Source organism: Paenibacillus sp. Root52, from assembly GCF_001426865.1.
Lineage (GTDB): Bacteria > Bacillota > Bacilli > Paenibacillales > Paenibacillaceae > Paenibacillus.
This window is the reverse complement of record NZ_LMFO01000014.1, coordinates 21,202-42,376: the sequence shown is the minus strand read 5'-3', so window position 1 is coordinate 42,376 and position 21,175 is coordinate 21,202. Positions and strand designations below refer to the sequence as shown.

19 protein-coding genes are annotated in these 21,175 nt (G+C 46.6%); 15 read left to right on the top strand and 4 right to left on the bottom strand.

What is annotated here, in order from left to right:
- Positions 1-21: 21 nt before the first annotated feature.
- Positions 22-483, bottom strand: a complete 462-nt coding sequence (locus ASD24_RS15325) for a MarR family winged helix-turn-helix transcriptional regulator (protein WP_056697214.1) — start codon at positions 481-483, stop codon at positions 22-24.
- Positions 484-906: 423 nt separating this feature from the next.
- Here ASD24_RS15325 and ASD24_RS15320 point away from each other — a divergent pair, with 423 nt between their 5' ends.
- The 5 genes from ASD24_RS15320 (at position 907) to ASD24_RS15300 (ending at position 6,154) form a co-directional block, all read left to right on the top strand.
- Complete coding sequence (locus tag ASD24_RS15320) at positions 907-2,250, top strand: hypothetical protein (protein WP_056697213.1); 1,344 nt, start codon at positions 907-909, stop codon at positions 2,248-2,250.
- 49 nt (positions 2,251-2,299) lie between these two features.
- Positions 2,300-3,469: a hypothetical protein gene (locus ASD24_RS15315; protein ID WP_056697211.1), complete on the top strand. Its 1,170-nt coding sequence runs from the start codon at positions 2,300-2,302 to the stop codon at positions 3,467-3,469.
- Positions 3,470-3,633: 164 nt separating this feature from the next.
- The gene (locus tag ASD24_RS15310) at positions 3,634-4,368 is read left to right on the top strand and encodes an ABC transporter ATP-binding protein (protein WP_056697209.1); all 735 of its coding nucleotides are present in this window, start codon (positions 3,634-3,636) and stop codon (positions 4,366-4,368) included.
- Between the two features lie 28 nt (positions 4,369-4,396).
- Complete coding sequence (locus ASD24_RS15305; protein WP_056697208.1) at positions 4,397-5,656, top strand: ABC transporter permease; 1,260 nt, start codon at positions 4,397-4,399, stop codon at positions 5,654-5,656.
- A 114-nt stretch (positions 5,657-5,770) separates the two neighbouring features.
- Positions 5,771-6,154 carry a hypothetical protein gene (locus ASD24_RS15300; protein WP_056697203.1) on the top strand — a complete coding sequence of 128 codons (384 nt, stop codon included), beginning with the start codon at positions 5,771-5,773 and terminating at the stop codon, positions 6,152-6,154.
- Between the two features lie 261 nt (positions 6,155-6,415).
- Here the strand turns inward: ASD24_RS15300 and ASD24_RS15295 are convergent, their stop codons facing one another.
- The gene (locus ASD24_RS15295; protein WP_056697201.1) at positions 6,416-7,684 is read right to left on the bottom strand and encodes an NAD(P)/FAD-dependent oxidoreductase; all 1,269 of its coding nucleotides are present in this window, start codon (positions 7,682-7,684) and stop codon (positions 6,416-6,418) included.
- Positions 7,685-7,979: 295 nt separating this feature from the next.
- On the opposite strand from ASD24_RS15295, the gene ASD24_RS15290 reads away from it, so the two are divergent.
- The 3 genes from ASD24_RS15290 to nadE all read left to right on the top strand — a co-directional run bounded on the left by ASD24_RS15290 (position 7,980) and on the right by nadE (position 11,275).
- On the top strand, positions 7,980-9,674 hold the full coding sequence (locus ASD24_RS15290; protein ID WP_056697199.1) for a two-component system sensor histidine kinase NtrB: 1,695 nt from the start codon (positions 7,980-7,982) through the stop codon (positions 9,672-9,674).
- Between the two features lie 219 nt (positions 9,675-9,893).
- The gene (locus ASD24_RS15285) at positions 9,894-10,328 is read left to right on the top strand and encodes a BrxA/BrxB family bacilliredoxin (protein WP_056697197.1); all 435 of its coding nucleotides are present in this window, start codon (positions 9,894-9,896) and stop codon (positions 10,326-10,328) included.
- Positions 10,329-10,465: 137 nt separating this feature from the next.
- Positions 10,466-11,275, top strand: a complete 810-nt coding sequence (nadE, locus tag ASD24_RS15280; RefSeq protein ID WP_056697195.1) for an ammonia-dependent NAD(+) synthetase — start codon at positions 10,466-10,468, stop codon at positions 11,273-11,275.
- Positions 11,276-11,474: 199 nt separating this feature from the next.
- Here the strand turns inward: nadE and ASD24_RS15275 are convergent, their stop codons facing one another.
- Positions 11,475-12,296 (bottom strand): alpha/beta hydrolase family protein, encoded by an 822-nt coding sequence (locus tag ASD24_RS15275; RefSeq protein ID WP_056697193.1) that lies wholly within the window; start codon positions 12,294-12,296, stop codon positions 11,475-11,477.
- 327 nt (positions 12,297-12,623) lie between these two features.
- Between ASD24_RS15275 and acpS the strand changes: the two genes are divergently transcribed.
- The 3 genes from acpS to ASD24_RS30355 are packed head-to-tail and all read left to right on the top strand — an operon-like array spanning position 12,624 to position 14,583.
- Entirely contained in the window at positions 12,624-13,019 is a 396-nt protein-coding gene (gene acpS / locus ASD24_RS15270; RefSeq protein WP_056697191.1) for a holo-ACP synthase, read from the top strand.
- Between the two features lie 49 nt (positions 13,020-13,068).
- Complete coding sequence (gene mutY / locus ASD24_RS15265) at positions 13,069-14,400, top strand: A/G-specific adenine glycosylase (RefSeq protein WP_056697189.1); 1,332 nt, start codon at positions 13,069-13,071, stop codon at positions 14,398-14,400.
- A gap of 9 nt (positions 14,401-14,409) precedes the next feature.
- Entirely contained in the window at positions 14,410-14,583 is a 174-nt protein-coding gene (locus tag ASD24_RS30355; protein ID WP_156395470.1) for a hypothetical protein, read from the top strand.
- 840 nt (positions 14,584-15,423) lie between these two features.
- On the opposite strand, the gene ASD24_RS15260 is transcribed toward ASD24_RS30355, so the two are convergent.
- The gene (locus tag ASD24_RS15260; protein ID WP_056697187.1) at positions 15,424-16,035 is read right to left on the bottom strand and encodes a superoxide dismutase; all 612 of its coding nucleotides are present in this window, start codon (positions 16,033-16,035) and stop codon (positions 15,424-15,426) included.
- 531 nt (positions 16,036-16,566) lie between these two features.
- On the opposite strand from ASD24_RS15260, the gene ASD24_RS15255 reads away from it, so the two are divergent.
- From ASD24_RS15255 to ASD24_RS15240, 4 genes are all read left to right on the top strand, one after another.
- Positions 16,567-16,992, top strand: a complete 426-nt coding sequence (locus ASD24_RS15255) for a GNAT family N-acetyltransferase (protein ID WP_056697186.1) — start codon at positions 16,567-16,569, stop codon at positions 16,990-16,992.
- 308 nt (positions 16,993-17,300) lie between these two features.
- Positions 17,301-17,906, top strand: coding sequence for a signal peptidase I (lepB, locus tag ASD24_RS15250; RefSeq protein WP_056697185.1), 606 nt, complete (start codon positions 17,301-17,303; stop codon positions 17,904-17,906).
- Positions 17,907-18,076: 170 nt separating this feature from the next.
- Positions 18,077-19,978: a tRNA epoxyqueuosine(34) reductase QueG gene (gene queG, locus ASD24_RS15245; RefSeq protein ID WP_056697184.1), complete on the top strand. Its 1,902-nt coding sequence runs from the start codon at positions 18,077-18,079 to the stop codon at positions 19,976-19,978.
- Between the two features lie 15 nt (positions 19,979-19,993).
- Positions 19,994-21,025, top strand: a complete 1,032-nt coding sequence (locus tag ASD24_RS15240; protein WP_056697183.1) for an HD-GYP domain-containing protein — start codon at positions 19,994-19,996, stop codon at positions 21,023-21,025.
- The last annotated feature ends 150 nt before the right edge of the window (positions 21,026-21,175 follow it).

The window sequence follows — 21,175 nt, the reverse complement described above, 5'->3', positions numbered from 1 at the left end:
GCTATAACTATTTAAGTTTATTCAGCTGTTGGCTGATAACCGATCTGCGCCAATCGCCAGTCGCTCCAGTAAGTCAGCGAGCATCGTCTTATCTTCTTCGCTCAAGCCGCTGACAGCACGATCAATCTTGTGAGCATAGCCTGGATAGATATCGTCCATTGTGCGCTGCCCTTCCTCTGTCAATTCCACAAATATAATCCGTCTGTCCTGAGGACAGTGTTTACGGTGTAAAAGTCCTTTTTGTTCTAACTTATCAATAACATACGTAACATTACCACTCTGTAAGAGAAGCTGTGCCCCAACCTGTTGAATAGGCTGTGCCCCCTTCATATACAGAACTTCAAGTAAACCATATGCTGTAGGATTGAATCCATGCACTTTGCTTCCAGATACAGCGTGTTCATTCACGCTCTTAAATGTCTTGGCCAAGGTGCGGTACAGATGAAGAGAACGTTCTGTTTCAATTTCCTGTAATTCTAGCATGCTGATCCCGCCTTTACAGTTAGTTATATGGGGTGATACGTTGACGTTTGACGATTTCGAATTGTCGCCATGACTGTATTGTAAACCTCTAATTCTACGAAAAACATGCGATATGTCACAAGATCTGCATTTTTAGCATTTAAAATTTAATCATTAATCAAATTCAATAAAATACATATGTAGGTGATCCAATCTCCGATTTATAACGTAACAGAAAGAGAAGAAGGAGCTAGGAGTGCAATAATAATGAAATGAAGGCGGCAAAACACTTTAAATTTAAAGTTTTTTGCCACAATACCGTTTGAGTAAACGCCTTCACGTTTAATGAGGAACAGGCACAAATCCCTGTATTCTAATTATTCTTAGGGGAAAACTCATATGGCTTGTCCCACCAACGCAGCAAGCGAAAGGGGGTGAAGCAACTTGAAGGTAAAGCTACCCAAATCGATTGTACGTCTTGCCAGCATACCACTGGCTGTCATTACAGGAGCATTGGTAATAAGTTTGGGTTCATCGCATGTCTATGCGGATGATGCTAAGGCCGCTTCGGAGAAACCCTCCAACGGATTGTCGCTGAATTTGTTCTCACGTGATTCAGATGGTGGGCTGAACTTGACTCCATCGGTATCGGTATCAACACCATTACTGGATGTTGAGGTTCCGTCGATCAAAGCGGATGCTTCGGCTAGCAAGCTGAGTGTATCTGAGCTAAAGGTAGATACACCGCTTGGATCGGCTGGAACATCAGAGATTGGTATCGATGCAAATAAGGGAACCGTAGAACTGCCGTCCGTGCAGGCGGATACACCGATAATTCGGGCAGATGTATCAAGCAGCCAGGTCAACCTGAACGAAGGAACAGCTTCCTTGCCTAGTGTTACCGCAGAGGTGCCAGAGGTCATTCAAGCAGAGACGTCTGCTGTGAAAACAGACCTTGGGCAGGGCAAGGTTGAACTACCTTCCGTGAAGGTAGATGTACCTGAAGTGACTTCGGTGGATGTCTCTTCCTCTGGTGTAGATCTGCGTAAAGGTACAGTGCAGCTCCCATCGGTGGAGACAACAGTTCCAGCCGTAGGCATATCCACAAAACTGGACTCTGGTAAGGGATCGGCTGACATTCCTAAGGTTAATCCGGATCGACCTGTGAATACATCAGAACAGCCGGTGGTTGTGGAAACACCGCAAGCTCCAATTCCGAATACTATTGAATCTTCTGATCTGGCATCATCCCCGGACAACACGGAAGGACAAGATGTAGTACAGGTTACAGGCAAGGTGACTGAAGTTACTCCTGAACCGGCTCTCCGTCCAGAAGGTATTGTCCCGCAGGCATTGCCTGTGGAAAGAGCCGATCTGATTCAACATTCTGATGTGGATGGAGGATTGCCAGATAACGAGCAGTTCCTTATCGATCAACCATCTGTGAAACCGATTGTTACTGAGCAAGTACAGAGCAAGACAGATGCAAGTGTGAGTAAAGCAGACACACGTGTAGTGCCTCCCTTGCAACCACGTGCAGAGCAACCAACAAGCTGGAATGTTGCAGTAACTTCTCCAGCTGTTAGTGCTTACGCGGGTACAAGCTCCGGCTCGTCTGGTGCAACTGGAGGTGGAGCAACGGCTCCAGCCGCTGCACTTCCGGGAGCAATAACGAACCAATTTTTGTCAGATGATGATGTTGGCTTTCGAATAGAACAGCTCGATGGGTTCAGTCAATGGTCACAAGCGCCGCCAGGGCGGCCGCCGCAATATACCTCTTTCTCTTAGGCAACAATGGCGTTAATTCAACCAAAATTGAGAAGGAGTGTATATTATCATGAAAAAAGTGAATCGTTGGGTAAAATTGTCGGTATTGTCGGGTACGTTGGTCGCTGGATTGCTGGGAGCTACGCAGGCAACTTATGCAGACAGTTATAGCAATAACAGCAATGGTAATCTGGATCTAAATGCAGGTTTGCGTCTAGAGCTAGGGTCTCTACTGTCAGGACAACGTGACACAGGTTACGGCAATCAAGGCAGCTATGGAGGTTCATCAAGTGCAACCGGAGCATTGAACTTGGATCTGGGGCTGAATGCTGGCGTATCCTCTGAGAGAACAAGCCGTTACAATAGTCATTCTTCCGATTATACAAGTGAGCGCACTAGCTCAGGCAAGTTGGGTCTTGGCCTGAATGCCAATGTCTCGGGAGAAGGAACAACGATGAACGATTATTCACGAAGCGGCGATGAGCGCACGACGAACAGCAGCTATGCGAGCGAAAGCCGTGGTGCGTTGGATCTCGATCTGAACGCAAAAGCAGAAGGAGAGAGTTCCACATGGGCTCAATCTGAACGCAATAACAGCGTGAAAGACCGCGAGGACAGCAAGAACAGCAGCTATGCGAGCGAAAGCCGTGGTGCGTTGGATCTGGGTCTGAACGTTAAAGCAGAAGGAGAGAGCTCCACATGGGCTCAATCTGAACGTGACAACAGCGTGAATGACCGTGAACGTACGAACAGCAGCTATGCGAGCGAAAGTCGTGGTGCACTGGATCTCGGTCTGAACGCTAAAGCAGAAGGTGAGAGTGCAACAATGGCTCAATCTGAACGCAATAGTAACGTGAATGACCGTGAGGACAGCACGAACAGCAGCTACGCGAGCGAAAGCCGTGGCGCGTTAGATCTCGGTCTGAACGTTAAAGCAGAAGGAGAGAGTGCAACAATGGCTCAATCTGAACGCAATAGTAACGTGAATGACCGCAAGAACAGCACGAACAGCAGCTATGCAAGCGAAAGCCGTGGTGCATTGGATCTGGGTCTGAACGCTAAAGCAGAAGGCGAGAGTGCAACAATGGCTCAATCTGAACGCAATAGTAACGTGAATGACCGTGAGGACAGCACGAACAGCAGCTACGCGAGCGAAAGCCGTGGTGCACTGGATCTCGGTCTGAACGCCAATGCGGAAGGTGAAAGTGAAACGATGACTGTGGTGGAGAACAATCGGTAATATGAGATTTTCACTCTAATAGGAAGAAGCAGGGGCTCCGGAACCCCTGCTTCTTTTTTTTATATGATGAAATGCTTAAAATGATCAAACATTTAGCTCCATAACTGAATTACAATAATAAGAAAGAAACAACCGAGCACCGAATTAGGATAGGAGTGAGCACTATGGAGACAGCAAGCGAAAGCGTGATATCTCTTCAAGAGTCTGTGTTGGACGTACATATTAGTGAAGCTGGTTATGAGGCGGGGCAGTCTACGATCCGAAACATCCATATTCATGTGTCACCAGGTGAGCTGGTGGGCATTATCGGCCCAAACGGAGCGGGTAAAAGTACCACGATTAAGACGATGTTAGGTCTACTTGAACATGCCAATTATGAGGTGAGGATTGGGGGAAAGGGGCGGTACGCGTATATTCCGGAACAGCCTGTTTTTTACGAGTATATGACGCTGTGGGAACATCTTGATCTGGCTGCTGCTGCCTATGAAATGGAAGAGGATATATTCATTACTAGAGCAGAAGAGCTGCTGGTTCGATTCGGCATGGATCATGTTCGAGATGATCTGCCTGCCAGCTTCTCCAAAGGCATGCGTCAGAAAATGATGCTGATGATCGGATTTCTCTCCTCCCCGGATGTATATATTGTAGACGAGCCCTTCATTGGTTTAGATCCGCGTGCGACGAAGGATTTCCTGAAGCTACTGGACGAGGAACGCTTGCGGGGTGCAGGGGTTCTGATGTCGACACATGTGTTAGATACGGCGGAGCGGATATGTGATCGTTTTATCCTCATCCATGCAGGGCACTCGGCTGCAGAAGGAACGCTAGATGAGATTCGGGCTGTGGCAGAGCTGCCAGAAGCATCGTTATTTGACTGTTTTGACATACTGACTTCCTGATACCAAGGATGGAGAGGAGCTGATAGAGGTGGAGGAAGCAGCCAAATCTAGGCGATATACACCTTTAAGATTATATAGACGTAGGCACAAAGAGCATCTCAGAGAACAATGGAAGAACCTAAAGCTTGTGGTTGATTGGACCGTATGGTTATACCTGCTAATCCCGGGTGTGCTCTATCTGATCGGATGGTATGTCAGTCTGTGGAGTAAGTCGTTGCCACTCTGGGCTTCTAATACACCCCTGACCTTGTTAACACTGATCATCGAAATCGTGATGTTGACGGGTGGTGTGCTTCTTTTTGTGGAAGAGGCCGATGTATTATTTCTAAAATCGCAGAAGCGTTGGATGCAAACCCTGATGCTTCAGGGGATGTACCGAGCGTGTACACTCCATATAGGCAAAATGTTGATCGTTACTGCTCTAACCGCACCGTTATGGTACCGGGTATATGGCATGTCCATTGCTGAGATCCTGCTTCTATGCATCTGGTTGGGTACAGTTGCTTCGTTACAAGCCATTGCGTTACATATGATCAAAGTTCGTTATAACGGATGGCGACGCGGGATACGGATCATTTCTCTAGCGATGGCAATGGGCATCATTTTTATCACAGTCACCTCATCCGTTCATGCGCAAATGGGTTCTCTATTCATCGCATTGGTATGCACAATCCTGCTGATCATTCTGCTCGGTCGTATCCGACTACAGATGCAAGGAACGTTTGAAGGTGATGTACGCGAAGACCTGCGAGCAAGGGTGAAATTAACGGCTATCATGATCAGTCAGGCGGTCAATAAACCGAAAGCTCCGCGTACCAAAACGATGATATTCCGCAAACCGCGCAAAATATTACGCAATCGTTCCATAGCAAACCGGACTGCCGAAACGGCATTTAAGGCCTTTTTTCGCGAATCATCGACGTTGAAATTGTACTTTCAGATGGGCAGTCTATCCATTGCTGCTGTAGCTCTGCCTCCTTTCCCTGTGAATGTCATCGTATGTGGGCTGTTAATTATTATGCTGATAGTCATGTTTTATCGTTCATGGGATCACTTTGCTACTTCGGATTATGTACAACTGGTCTCATATGATTCAGATGCATTGCATCGGGCAGGGCTGATGATGGTACGGATGCTCTTTGTGCCGCTTGGCATTCTGATGGGTTTAGCGCTCGGGTTAACCTGGCTCGGATGGATGGCAAGTATACTTACCGCGGTGGGTGTCGTGGCAAGTGGGCTATTCGTTTTATCCGTGGCAGGGTGGATACGACTGACTCGCAGTAACTAAGTCTTATCTTCCTTACAAAAACCGCATATCAGGCTGAATATCTGACCATGCTATAGGAGATGTATCTCATTAGTAGAAGATAAGACAAGCCCAAACGTAAGGAGGAAAAAGGTGATGATGAGTGATGGTGAAATTCAAGTGCAGTTTGCAGACCCTAATGCGTTGCTTGCCGCACAAGCAACACTGAATGAGCTTGGTTATAAGCCTTATCAATCCGGGCCACTCGAACTGTACATTCCTACGGATCGTCAAGATCCTCAGTCGGCTGTAGAGATTGTACAATCTCATGGGGGAAGCGCCGTATTTGCTTCTGCAACTGATGCTGCTAACGCATTTCAGGAATTCTCAATTCCAGCACATATGGTGAATGAGGATTGGAGTGAAGGGTACGCAACTGGATTACAGGAGAGTCCTTCTGGACAGACTCAGCATAACAGAGATAACGATCCTACATTTGATGATTCAGTAGATGGATTCTCAGGCAGTGTGAAGGCCTAAAACGATGTCAAAATCAAAAAATGACTGAGCGACGAAATAACGCTTATGTGATTCTTTAGATCTCGAATCTGGGGAAATGGGAGCGAATAGCGTGATTCAGATTCATTAATTCAATATAACGCTAAAGGGGCTGCCAACGGTCATATTCATGACGTATGGCAGCCCCTTTAGGTTGTTTATTTTTGCTTGTAGCTCATTCGTTCATTTCAATTAGATAGACCCATGATTTAAAGATCTTCAGCATCAGCTTACTGTAGCTTGTTAGGCACGAGCGTGTTTGTATTCAGCCGCATGCATACCAGCCGTGTAGCCTGTAGAGAAGGCAGCCGTGATATTATAACCGCCGGTGTAACCATGAATGTCCAGAACCTCACCGCAAAAGAATAGCCCAGGCAGTAGCTTGGATTCCATCGTTTTAGGGTATATCTCCTTTAAGTGGACTCCGCCGCCCGTCACAAAGGCCTCTTTGAGCGAGCGAGTTCCGTCTACACGGAAGGTAAAAGATTTCATTAACCCGCATAGTGTACTAAGTGTACCTTTAGGAAAATGGTGATAGGTAAGGTCGTCGCTGATCTCAGCACGTCTCATCAGTAAAGGAATCATGCGTTCAGGAACCCATGCTTTCAAAATGTTTTTGACGGCTTTGCGCGATTCTTGTTCCAGTACCTGTTGAACCTTATTTTCCAAAGCACCAGGAGATAGATCTGGGAATAGATCAATGCTCATCATGACTTGCGGATTCCCCGATTTCATCTGAACTTTACGAATGAATTGACTGCAACGCAGCGCAATAGGACCGGATACACCAAAATGGGTGAAGATCATATCCCCTCGATGGGAAATGACAGACTTCCCTTTGGCATCGAGAACAGAGAGTCCTACGTCTCGTAGTGATAATCCCTGTAACTCTTTGGATTGAATCCAGCTCTCACCAGAGACGATAGGCACTTCTGTTGGATATAGCTCGGTGATCGTATGTCCAGCAGATTCAGCCCATGGATAACCGTCACCGGTTGATCCAGTTTGAGGTACAGACTTACCTCCAGTGGCGATAACGACAGACCGTCCAGGCACAATCTCCCCAGAAGCTAGCTTTACACCCTGAACTTGTTGACCATTATGAATAAGCTCTTTCACGGGTTCTTTGGTGCGAATTTTTACACCGAGGGAGACGATTTTACCTACTAATGCATCAACGACCGTTTTGGCTTTGTCTGTCACAGGAAACATTCTTCCATTATCCTCTTCTTTGAGGGCAATTCCCAGATTCTCAAAAAAACGCATAATGCCCTGATTGTCCAAATTTTGAAAAGAACTATATAAAAAGCGCCCATTGCCGGGGATATGCCGGATCAATTCATCTGTTTCCTTCGCATTGGTCACATTACAGCGACCCCCACCAGAGATACCCAGCTTGCGCCCCAGTTGGTCGCCTTTATCCAGCAGAAGCACAGAAGCTCCATGCTCAGCAGCGGCAACAGAGGCCATGAGACCAGCAGACCCGCCACCGATTACGATTACATCATACATACAATAATTACCTTCTTTTTTTATTGATTTTGTACAACCCATTTGCCATCTATTTACAATGGAATTGCATACTGCCAGATATAGATTTAGATGACCTAGTTTATCTATATCTTGTGCCTAGAATGTTAAACATCGAATCATGCAGGATTATGCGTAAATGGTTCAGTTTTTTGACCATTCATGGTGTATTTCAAGTTCTATTATGCAGTTTTAAGGGATATATTGTAATATACTGTCGCCTATGTTTTAATCAGAAATAATGAGGGAATGTACAGGCGAGGAGGGAGATGGCATAGTGGTTGCTTTGAAAGACATTCTTTTACAAATGCTGCTGGCAGGTGCAGCAGTATTCCTAATTCCCTTATTTCATCTTGGGCTCATCAAGCAAACGATGACCAAGCTCGAACGTACCGGAATGATGCAGATCGGTCTTGCAATTACCAGCGCTTTAAGCATGCTGCTCTGTTTGCTCTTTGCTCTACATGCCAATATTGGAAATATTCCAATCTCCTTAAGTATTGTACCTCTTACACTTGCCATATTATACTGCAAACCCGCAATTGGCTTGACGTTATCCATTCTTCATTTATTATACTACTGCCTCTTTGCGCATTCCTATAATCTGTACGAATTTCTAGTTCAAACAGGTATTCTTCTCTATCCTATTGTATGGTTGTCAGCAGGACGATTCAAGCATTATACACGTACTCGCAAAATGACGATGGTCATCTCCATAACTGCAACAGGGCTAATTGTAGCCAGTTTACTGTGCATTCTGCTGATGGACAGCGGTCCTTCGTTAACCCTTTTTCCAAGTATATTGATTACACTAGGTTATTCGCTAGGCGCCATTATGGTAGCAGCCTGCAGCGTCCTTTGGATTGAACATATGAAGCATTACCGTGGTCTCGAACATCACTTATCGGAAGTCCATCATCAGTACATATCGGAAACGGAACAACTTCATCAGATTCTCAACGCCGTGCCCTTATCCATTGCTACTGTAGATAAACAAGGAAATGTGAAATTCGTCAACGATACGATGGAACAGACCGCGAAGGAACAGCTCCCGTGTACAACAACGCCAGATCTAATTGGCCATCCAGCCAGTCAATTTGTAGAACAAGCTCAGGCTGACAAAATGGAGAGAAGCATTCACAAGGCACTTGTTCACGGTGAAGTCGATGGATTAACAGTACGTTACGGTTCCCATGTATTTCAATCAAGAACGGTACCCATCTACGCATTCTCGACCGACCAGTCTAGAGAGGTTACGGGAGCGATGCTGATTATTCAGGATATTACTGAACTAGAGATGCTGCGAAGTGAGCTGGACAATGTAGATCGTTTGAGTTTAGTAGGACAGATGGCGGCGAGCATTACGCACGAAGTTCGAAATCCGATGGCGGTTGTACGTGGTTTCCTTCAATTAATGCAGGAGAAGAGTCCTGATACGCTGGATCACTATTACCGCATTGTGCTGGAGGAACTGGATCGGGCGAATAGCATTATTAATGACTTTCTGTCGCTTGCTCAAGATCGCATTGCCGAGAAAGAGGAGTATCAGCTACATGATATCATCCATGAACTCAGTCCATTATTGTGGGCAGATGCGAACCTGAGAGGTCAGAGCATCGAGCTTATGTTAGCGCATAATGTACCGAAGTTACATTTGAATTCCAAAGAAATTAAGCAGGTTGTACTTAATCTGGCTCGCAATGGGATGGAAGCGATGTGTGAGAAGGGGGTATTAACCCTAGAAACACGTGTTGTGGATGATAAAGTAGAGCTCTGTGTACGGGATACAGGCTTAGGCATACCACAAGTAGCTCAGGAAAAGCTATTTGAACCGTTCTACACGACAAAAGCCAAAGGCACGGGGCTAGGGTTATCGATGTGTCTGAGTATTGTGGAGCGGCATAATGGAACGATTACTGTTGAATCGGAAGAAGGCAAAGGAACGACCTTTAAAGTTGCATTTGAGCGATAAGATTGCAGCATATTTTGCCAAGAGAAGATACATACTACAGATGGAGCAAGCCTTCCCGCAGGTCGTGTCTGAACCTTGCTTTCATTGCATAGCGATGTATAATAGGAATAGCACATCATGGAAACCGTTTTTGTATTGACGGAGAACATGTGAATGTGATTCTATGGTCTTTAATTCTCTCGACAATAATAGAATAATCATTTTTAAGGAGTGAAACGAATGTCTATGTCATTTGATCAATACATGAAAGATATGGTTCAACCGATGCGGGATGAACTGACTCGCCTGGGTATTCAAGAACTGCGTACACCTGAGGAAGTCGAAGCAAGTCTGCCAGATGCTAAAGGTACAGCACTGGTCGTAATCAACTCGGTATGTGGATGTGCTGCAGGTCAGTGCCGTCCAGGAGTTGCTCAAGCATTGCAAAATGATCTTACACCAGATCACTTGTATACCGTATTTGCTGGACAAGATAAAGAAGCTACAGCTAAAGCTCGTGAGTTTTTTGCACCATATCCACCGTCCTCCCCATCCATCGCACTGATGAAAGACGGAGAACTCGTTCACTTCATCGAGCGTCACCAAGTGGAAGATCGTTCCGCGGAGGAAATTGCTGCTGAGCTTACCAGCGTGTTTGATCGTTACTGCCGTTAATCAGCTCATAAAGCGCCCCGCCCTTCGGATGACCGATGCCGGGGCGTTTCATTTTGAGTAGATAAGGTTATTGAACCATTCGAACCTTTCAACTGGAACATCAAATTTCATTCTTTAGAAACGGGGTGTGATGAACGATGAGTTTGCAACAACAGATCATCGCTGAATTGAAGGTTAAACCAAGTATTAATCTGGAAGAGGAAGTACGCACGCGTGTGGATTTCCTGAAAACGTATGTGAAAAATTCCGGCACCAAAGGATTGTTAATTGCAATTAGTGGCGGTATCGATAGTGCTGTAGCGGCAGCGCTTTGCAAAAAAGCAACGGACGAGCTGACAGCGGAGAATAATAAGGAGTACAAAACGCTCGGCGTATTCCAGCCTTATGGTGAACAACAGGATATCGATCACAGCTACGCGGTAGCCAAAGCGTTTGACCTGAAACATGTGGTGGAAACCAATATCGAGGATGCGGTTAACGAGATCGCACTTGAGGTAGAGCAAGGCTTCAAATCCATGGGTAGCCCACGTCATATGACGCATCAAGGCAAAGGCAACGTAAAAGCAAGAACACGTATGGTCATGCAATATGCGCTTGCTTTTGAAGAGAGCTTACTTGTAGTGGGTACAGACCATGCTTCGGAAGCTATCACAGGATTCTATACCAAATGGGGCGATGGAGCGGTGGATATTACACCACTTAGCACCTTGAACAAACGCCAAGTACGTCAACTCGCTGCGCATCTGGGTGTTCCACAAGAGATTCTGGACAAGGCACCATCCGCAGGACTATGGGAAGGCCAGACTGATGAGACGGAGCTGGGCATCTCTTACGAAGCAAACAGTGATTACCTGGAAGGCAAGCAGATTGATCCTGCTGCACAGGAGAAGCTTGAGGCGTTCTATACACGCACGCATCACAAACGTAATGCCATCCCTGGCATCTAATAGAAGTTTGCGTTCATCATGATTAAAGTTTCAGTTACGCTATAAGATGTAGTACTTAATGATGTTAATCGTTAAGCTTGTTAACCTAAGCCAAATCAAAGCCAAATCAAAGAAGACTCTGTTTCCACCATATACGTGGTTACAGAGTCTTTTTGTGGTGTTTCCTCGTTTATACAGATACAACTATCATGAAATTAGGTTACTTCGAATGATTCCATTCACCAATCTGCCGAAGAGTTTCGGATATTGCTTGTTCAAGCTGCGGTGTTGTTTCTTGGAATGGATGTACGGTGTTGAAGGTATGGTTTCCTCCAGGAATCTGCTGCCACGGAATATCCGGACGGGCTTGTACCAATGTGGATGAGCCATCACGAAGGCGTGCGCTGTCCTCTGATCCTTGAATGAGGGCGACGGGGAGCGTGGATTGCGTCAGACGTTCAATGATGGCATATCGTGCCTTATGTTGGTCGAGGTCATCCAGAATCAAAACGTCCAGAGGCATCTGTTGTCCGGTTCTTCCGTTCGTAACGTAGCTACGGCCGTGAGTACGCATTTCTTCTTTTTGCTCAGCAGTGAATAAGTCTAGGTTGGTAACGCCGTTCCATGAGCATACACCTGCGATCTGTTCAGGGTGATCCAGCGCGTAGACAAGACTTACACCAGCACCGCGGCTGTGTCCAACCAGATATATAGGCAGATTGCCAAGTTCAGGCTGTGTAGAGACATATTCAAGCATGAGGGCAAGATCGCTGAGTTCCTGGCTGTAGGTGTTTACGGCGAACTTCTCAAGCTCGGTAAATTGCTGCAAATCTTCCCCTACACCATTATGAGAGAAATTAAAGGTTAGGACATGATAGTTTTCACTTAATTGGGACGCAGCATAAGGGAACATGCCCCAGTCTTTGAAGCCTTTATATCCATGGACGACGATGATGACACCTTGAGCCGATTGACGGGCAAGAAACGTATTCCCACGAATAACGGAATTATCGCCCGTGGGTAGTTCAAACGCTGTAGACATGTAGCATTCCTCCTACGTATATTTAGTGGCTATTCTACACTGAACCATTCATTCGCCTAGCGATGTGGAACCGAATGGAACGCGAACGCATTTGTTCTCCAAATGCTCGTTGGTAATTATTTTAACATACGGATTATTAACGGATATACTCGCATCTAGGTTCTCCTCCTGCTACAATAGAATACGTGTTCGGATGTACCTTATAGACGTAAACTCCGGATGGAGAGAGATTAGGGCATCTGTTCATGGAATTCGATTGCAGTAGCGAAGCGAAGTGAATATTTGGGCAACCTTTTATTGTATAAATGATTAAGCGGGTGAATCTTAATGATCGTTGGAATCGGAAATGATGTGCTGGAAATTGCACGTATGCATAAGCTAATGTCTGGGCGACATGCCGAGTCATTCATGGATAGAATTCTGACCCCAGCGGAACGGGAAATTGCAAACCGGCGGGGAAAACGGTTGATTGAATTTGTATCAGGACGATTCGCTGCCAAAGAGGCAATATCCAAAGCATTCGGTTGTGGTATTGGCGGTACGATGAGCTTTACCGATATTGAAGTGCTACCTGATAGCAAAGGAAAGCCGGTAGCAACTTTATCTGCTAAGGCTTGGGAGCGTCTTGGTCTGCCCGCCGAGGATCGATATATGATTCATCTGAGCATCACGCATCAGACAGAGCTTGCGGCGGCATTTGCCGTGGTTGAGCGTATGGATTAAGAGAAGTAGTGTGAAAAGAGTAGTAAGGGAATCAGGAGAGGACGGGAACATGGGTTTAATTGAACAAAAGCAACATTTCAGTGTAAATCTGCTGGACTGGTATATGATCAATAGACGGGATTTACCTTGGCGTCGCCATAACAATCCTTATTTTACGTGGGTATCCGAAATTATGCTTCAGCAGACACGGGTGGATACCGTGATTCCGTATTTCAACCGGTTTATTGGCAATTTCCCGACGGTACAAGCCTTGGCTGAAGCACCCGAAGAAGATGTCCTTAAGAACTGGGAGGGCCTGGGCTATTATTCCCGTGCACGTAACCTACAGGCGGCGGCTAGGCAAGTTATGGAGCTGCACGGGGGAGAGATTCCTCAAGATAAACAGGCTGTGTTTGCGTTAAAAGGGGTTGGCCCCTACACGGCAGGGGCCATTCTTAGCATTGCCTTCAACCAACCGCAGCCTGCGGTGGATGGCAATGTTATGCGGGTACTGTCCCGATACTTCCTCATTGATGAGGATATTATGAAGGGCAGCACCCGTGTTCTTATGGAAGAGCTCGCAGGAGAGCTCATTCCAGAAGGGCGAGCGCGCGATTTCAACCAGGCGCTCATGGAGCTTGGCGCGCTGGTGTGTACACCCAAAGCGCCACACTGCCTAACTTGCCCAGTGATGGAGCAATGTTCAGGCCGCATTGCCGGCAGGGAGCTTACGCTGCCGGTCAAAACCAAGGCGAAGCCGCCGCGCCCTGAGCAGCGGCTGGTTGCCATTGTGGAAGGCCGCGGCGCACATCGCGGCCGTGTGCTTGTGCGCCAGCGCCCCGAGAGCGGCCTATTGGCCCGAATGTGGGAGCTGCCGCATGTACTAGCGGAGCCGCCTGCCAAAGCTGGCAAGAAGGCGGCGCCGCTGGCGGATGAGCCGGCGATGGCGCTGCTCGCCGGCAGTCTGTGGGCGGAGGGCTTCGCTGCCCGCCCAGAAGGGCTGGCTACTCATGCGGAGCATGTGTTCAGCCATATCGTTTGGCAACTGCAGGTGTACAAGTGCACCGAGCAGAGCCAGAGCAGTGAGCTTCCGCTGATTGCGGCGGAAGCGAGAGCCGCCTACGATGCACAGGCGGCAACCAAGGATACCGTTGCTACAGATCCTGATGGACAATCAGCAGCCACATTCGCATCCACATTCTCAACATCAGATCAAGCGGAGCGGAAGTTGACAGATGATGTAGAGGTAGGAGATGCCCCTCAGATCCATATTGGTAAAGGCGATCAGCTCACGTATCGCTGGATCGGGCCTGAAGATATGGACAAGATGGCATTCCCCAATATCTTCTTGAAGCTGCTTAGCAGTTATTTTGCTGGCGTGTATGATGATAGTAACGAGTAATGAAGAGTAATGAAGAGTAAATGGGGCTACACCTTACTTTTTGACGTAATAGGAAAAGCGCAGAGCACATCCAAGCGGACGGAAACATTCATGTGCCCGGGAGAGGGGATTTTTCATACATGGATGCTGGAAGAGGCGGTCAGGTATGTACCGGTATGTACAGGTATTGTACCGGAAGAGTAACAATGGCGTATTCCATATTCAAGGTTAACTGTCCGTTTGGAATGTGTAAGAGTGTAGTCGAGCAGGAGTGTTAACGAATAGTACTACCGAATGAACTACGGAAAGAACTTCCGAGAGTAATCTCAAAAGTATGAACAAAAGAACTACCAGGAGTACTACCAGAAGTACTACCAATAGTGGCTAACGAATCCGAAAGAGCTTATTATGGCGATAAACCTAAAATATAAGTTTTAACGAATCTGAATGACGCTATTTAAGCTGAAACGGTTAAAAAGGGCGAAGCCAAGTCCATATTTGGGATAATAGCGTGCCTAGGGTTCCTTAGATTATCTGTGGTATGAAATATAGAGAGAGAGCGTGTCCTCAGTTCGTTAGATTGAACGCTGTTAGATAGAACACTAGAGAATAATCTGTGACCCACGCGCAGTTTGTGTCATGACGCAGGGGACAGAGCTATCGGGAAGCTTTCGTAGAGGATTAATGAGTGGTTTTCGCACCTTAGTTAATCACATGAAAGCTATTATATAGAACTTAAGCCAGCGAAGTTGTTAATCTTCGGCATGTTGACGAGCATCATCATCCGGTTCGATAATCTCGCTACCACCAGAGATGAGCAACATACCTGTGCTTCTCCTAAGTCACGACCACCCATCCAACGGGTGGTTTTTTGTTTCCTTTCCTCTCATTTTCTTGCGTTTCACGCACTCAACTGGCCAAAGTCCTAACAAAAAAAAGAGCCTGACTCGGTCATCAGACCAAGTCGGGCTCTTCTTTTATCGGATGAAACATCTATTTAGATGAAGCATCTGTTTAGATGAGACGTATTTAAGTGAAACAAACTTATTTCGCAGCAGCGTAACGTTTGTTTACTTCATCCCAGTTGATTACATTCCAGAAAGCGCCAATGTAGTCAGGGCGTTTGTTTTGGTATTTCAGGTAGTAAGCGTGCTCCCATACGTCCAGACCCAATACTGGAGTCAGACCTTCGAAGAGTGGGCTGTCTTGGTTAGGCGTGCTAGTGATGGACAATTTGCCATCTTTGCCTACAACGAGCCAAGCCCAACCGGAACCGAAACGAGTTGTAGCTGCTTTAGCAAAATCTTCTTTGAATTTGTCAAAGCCACCCAGTTCGCTGTCAATTGCAGCTGCGATGTCGCCAGTTGGAGCGCCGCCGCCGTTAGGTCCGATGATTTCCCAGAACAAGCTATGGTTAGCATGTCCGCCACCATTGTTGCGAACCGCTGTGCGGATGCTTTCAGGTACGCTATCCAGGTTAGCAATCAGATCTTCCAAGCTTTTTTCTTGCAGTTCAGGAGCGCTTTCCAGAGCTGCGTTCAAGTTAGTTACGTAAGTATTGTGATGGCGATCGTGGTGGATTTCCATCGTTTGTGCATCGATATGTGGTTCCAGTGCGTCGTTAGCGTAAGGAAGTGCCGGTAGTTGAAAAGCCATAGTGAAAAACCTCCTGATATTTTATGATTTTTGGTAATTCAGCATTTTGCATCCGTTCGATTCGAATCCTCCCAGGACATGACATAGATTAAGAAACGTACCTATCCATATCTTGCAGAAGTGGCTCGTCCGAATAAAATGCAAATTGCTCAGGTACATATGTATTAATACCCTTGCCACTAATATTAAACCGCATTCGGGCTAATTAAGCAACATTTTTGTTTATTAAGTCCCCCGGGGCGTTGATCTATTAATGGGTCAGAGATAACAAACATATTTTACCCTTTTTGAATATATTTATGTGAAATTTCCTTAAAATTAAAAGGGAATCGTTCATATTTTGTTGAAAACGGTTACAATTAAGCGCTTTCAAAAGAAAATGCGTGTTTTATGGCGTAAAGTATGGTTTAATTGACGGAGAAGAGGTATTTTCTCGTTTTTTGTCATTATACGAACTTTGGGTTTTTGGTAAAAAGGGTAACCTTTCTATGTAAAAACCTCATCAAGCTAACGAAAAGGGAGATTTAAGACATGCACGTTCGTTCCTTTCAGTTGAGTGATGCAAGCCAAATGACGGAGCTTCTCCAGGTTGCGCTATCGGAAGAGTGTTATGAGAACACGATGGGCCCGTTTGCCCGTCAATTGTCATGGGATTCTGATTTGATCATGGTTGCAGAAGAAGAGGGAGACCTCGTTGGAGCCTTGATCGGTACGATTGATCAAAACCAGGGATGCATCTACCGTATTGCGGTTCATCCGGACTATCGTCGCCGCGGAGTCGGCAAAAAACTTGTCGAAGCTATGGAACAACGTTTCCAGCAGCGTAAAGTCAGCCAAATATGGGTTGCGGGAGATGAGCACAACAAAGTAGCCATGCCTTTATACGAAGCAATGGGTTACGGTGCGAATCAGATTATGAGCGCTTTCCAGAAACTGAGTATTTTGTCCAAAGCGTAACGGAAGTTCGGCCTCAAAGTGCGTGTTCAAAAAGGCCAGTAGTAGGTGTGCTTTGTAATCAAACGTGGACTTTTTGAACAACCTCTTAAACTAAAGAAAAAAAGAAGATTTTCATTTCATATTAGGCATATCCGATCAGCGTGACCACGCTTGAGGATATGCCTTTCTATTTGTATGATATACATCCGCTCCATATTCCTCACAATTTTAGCTCATCTGCCATTGGTGGGCATAACCAATTGTTTCACTCTTCCAAATGAAGTAGACTTAAAGAGAATATGATTATTCTTAATAAACGAGGTGTCCTTTTGAATTCTGACAACCCTTCCACGAAGCAGGTGTCTTCCGAAGAGCGAACTGAACTGGCAACAGCGAATCATTCCGGTACCTCATGGGCAGCAGAGCTATGGGACTGGGCCAAAACAATCATTATCGCTTTTGTCGTTATGATGTTGTTGAATTTATTTGTATTTAACCTATCGATGGTTAAAGGGCAGTCCATGCAGCCTACGTTGGTCGAGCGTGACCGTTTGTTTGTGAATAAGATTGGTTATGATTTTGGTTCACCTTCTCGCTTTGATGTAATTGTCCTTCGTGACCCAAGTGAGGGTCAGGAGAAGAAAGACTTTCTCGTGAAACGGATCGTAGGGCTTCCCGGGGATACGGTTGAAGTGCGTGAACACCACCTGTATGTGAATGGTGAGCGACAGACGGAGACGTATACGGATATCGAGGTACAAGATCCCGATTTTGGCCCGATTACGCTGGAGGCGGATCGTTATTTTGTCATGGGAGATAACCGTCATGAGGGTAAAAGTAAAGATAGCCGTGTATTCGGAAGCATCACTTCTGGCGAGATTGTAGGTAAGGCAGAATTCATCTTCTGGCCATTTTCCGAAATGAAGAAACTGTAAAATGTTGTTATAACAACAACTTCACTCGACGTTTTGCGTTTAACTATAATAAAGCTCGGGGCGAGTATGCCTGAGTTGCATATGCATATAGACGCCTGTCCTCCTTGAATGAGGCGGGCGTTCAATCGTTAAGGGAATAAGAGCAGGGAATAGAAAAGAGGGAAAGAATCATGACAAGCGTACAGACCGGGGCGGCGCAGGCAGGTTCCGTATGGGAACAGTTAAAACAAGAGATTAAGGCGGCTGCCCCCGGGCTGGGCATTGATGATATTGGATTTGCTTCTGCAGAGCCGTTTGTATCACTTAAGTCGTTACTAGAACAGTCTCGGGACAAGGGCTACGCTTCGGGATTTGAAGAGCCGGATATTGAGAAAAGGGTACGGCCTGCGCTACAGGATGGTGAGCCTGCTTCTCTCATAGCCATTGCGGTGGCTTACCCGTCGAAGATGGTCAACCCACCGAAGTCGGAGCCGGGTGCATATCGTGGGATTTTGGCACGTTCAGCTTGGGGCAGAGATTATCATTATGTGCTGCGTGAAGCGATGGACAAGCTGGTGAATTTCATCCGTGAACGTGTACCTGAGGCTATGATTGAGAGCATGGTCGATACGGGAGCGCTCGTTGATCGGGCGGTATCCCAGCGTGCAGGGATCGGATTCAGCGGCAAAAACTGTGCCATTATATCCCCTAAGTTCGGATCATGGATCTATCTGGGTGAGCTGGTGACCAATATTCCATTCCAGCCGGATACACCTGTAACCGAGGATTGTGGAGAATGTACGAAATGTATTGATGCCTGCCCAACCGGAGCGTTGGTGGGACCAGGGCAACTTAATGCACAGCGATGTATTTCTTTTGTAACCCAAACCAAAGGGTTTGTAGATGAAGAGTTTATGTTGAAAATAGGCAACCGGTTATACGGCTGTGATACATGTCAGATTGTCTGTCCGAAGAATCGAGGCAAAAATTGGGATCATCATCCCGATCTACAGCCTGATCCGGAGATTGTTAAGCCTTTGTTACTGCCACTCCTAGACATTGGTAACCGTGAATTTAAAGAACGTTTTGGCCAAAGCTCTGCCGCATGGCGGGGAAAGAAACCAATCCAACGTAATGCAGTGATTGCCTTAGGTAATTTCAAGGATAAGAGTGCTGTACCAAAACTCACGGAAGTATTGAAGCGAGACCCGCGTCCTGAACTGCGGGGAACCGCAGCTTGGGCGCTGAGCAGAATTGGAGGAGAAGACGCAATGAGAGTAATTGGGGAAGCTGCCGCTAACGAACAAGATGGGAACGTGCTAAGCATGCTGCAGAAGGCCAAGGAACGACTAAGTTCGTCCGAGACCTTACCCGATCAACCACAGGCTGGGCAAGTAAGTGAGAAGCAGTCGGTGGAACAATCAGTGAAACAACCAGTGGAACAACAACAGTTTGAGTCACTACACGAGTTACAGAAGAGTTTGCAATCGGAAATGGCATCTGATCAGAGCGGTGAGCTACCTGTGCAGCCGGCCAAACCGGAAGCAGCGGCTTGGAAACCTTCAGCAGTCACGGGGCTGCAGGGTACACCTGTGTATTATGATGAACTGCTGACGCCGATAGGGACATTGACGCTATGTGCCACAGATGAAGGTTTATGCCACGTTGATTTTGGAACATTTCATGTGCGCGAGGCACATTTGCAACAATGGGCTCGAACTTGGATCGGTGAATATCGTTACGAGAAGAATGAAGAGAAGCTGAGTGAGGCTGCGAAGCAGGTTCAGCAGTATTTTGCCGGAGAACGAAAAAACTTCGAATTAAAGCTAAATTTGCATGGAACACCGTTTCAGCTACAAGTATGGCATGTTCTATCCGATATATCTTATGGAGAGACCTCATCACACCAACAGGTTGCGGAAACGATCGGAAGACCGAAGGCGGTTCGTGCAGTTTCGGATGCTATCAGTAAAAATCCGATGCCGATCATTATTCCCTGTCACCGCAACAGTGACAAAGACGGTACCCTGTTGGGTTATGTAGGCGGTCTGCAAACCAAGGAGCAATTGCTCACATTGGAGCAGCAATCGTAAGAGCGGGGGACGTGCATGAAGTATGTAAACGTGGAGAGTGTGGAGGCGGGGGAGCTTCTGGGGAAGACCGTATATTCAGCTAACGGAACTGTTTTGCTGTCTGCCGGCGTCCAGCTTACCGTATTTATGGTTAATACGCTCAAGCGTATTGGCGTAACCATGCTGTACATCCAGGATGAAGCGTTTAAAGATGTGGAGACAGAAGACATTCTGGATGAAGCCACGAAAAGAGCAGTTATTAATGAAATGAGCGTTACCCTAGAAGCGGTTCGTTCCGGAAAGGACTGGAGTCCGAAGAAAGTAGCGCTTAGCATTGATAAACTGTTGAACGATGTATTGAACGGGCGTGAGCTGCTTGTACAACTTACGGATATTCGCACGAAGGACAATGCACAGTATGTTCATGCGATGAATGTATGCTTGTTGTCGTCGGTGATCGGACTGAATATGGGGCTTAACTACAATCAATTGAAGGATCTCGCTGTAGGCGCGCTTCTGCACGACATCGGCAAAGTCGGTGAGCCTCCGGGTGGTGGCTCTGCTGCCAATTCTTCGCTTCATCATACATGGCGGGGATTCGAAGTGATTAAGAACAAGCGGGAGTTCAGCCTGCTCGTCGCTCACACGGCTCTGCAGCATCATGAACATGTCGATGGTACGGGGTTGCCTAGAGGAATCAAAGGCAGCGACATTCATGTCTTTGCCAAAATTGTTAGCACGGCGAACATCTATGATAATCTGATCAATGGACTATCTGGAAGCAGCATGTTGCCACATGAAGCTTGTGAAGAGATGATGGCGATGTCAGGCACGAGGCTGGATCGGGACATTCTGATTGAATTTAACAAAAGTGTATCCGTATATCCGAATGGGACGGCTGTACGACTTTCAACCAAAGAGTCAGGCGTTATCGTGCGACAGCATCGTGGATTGCCAGGCCGACCTGTTGTCCGGATCGCTCGGGGGAGCACACGCTACTCTCTCGATGTTATTGAAATTGATCTAGCGGAGCATACCACCGTTTTTATTGAAACGGTCATGACGTAGAATTCGGATAACCAAAGAAAGCGAAAGCTGGAAAATCCGTTTGCTCCATGCGTGCGGAAATGCTATGATAATTTTCAGGAAATCCGGTCCGTGACACGTGTATGAACAGGCATTAGGATGTTATGTATATGCGCGGATCATCATGCTTTT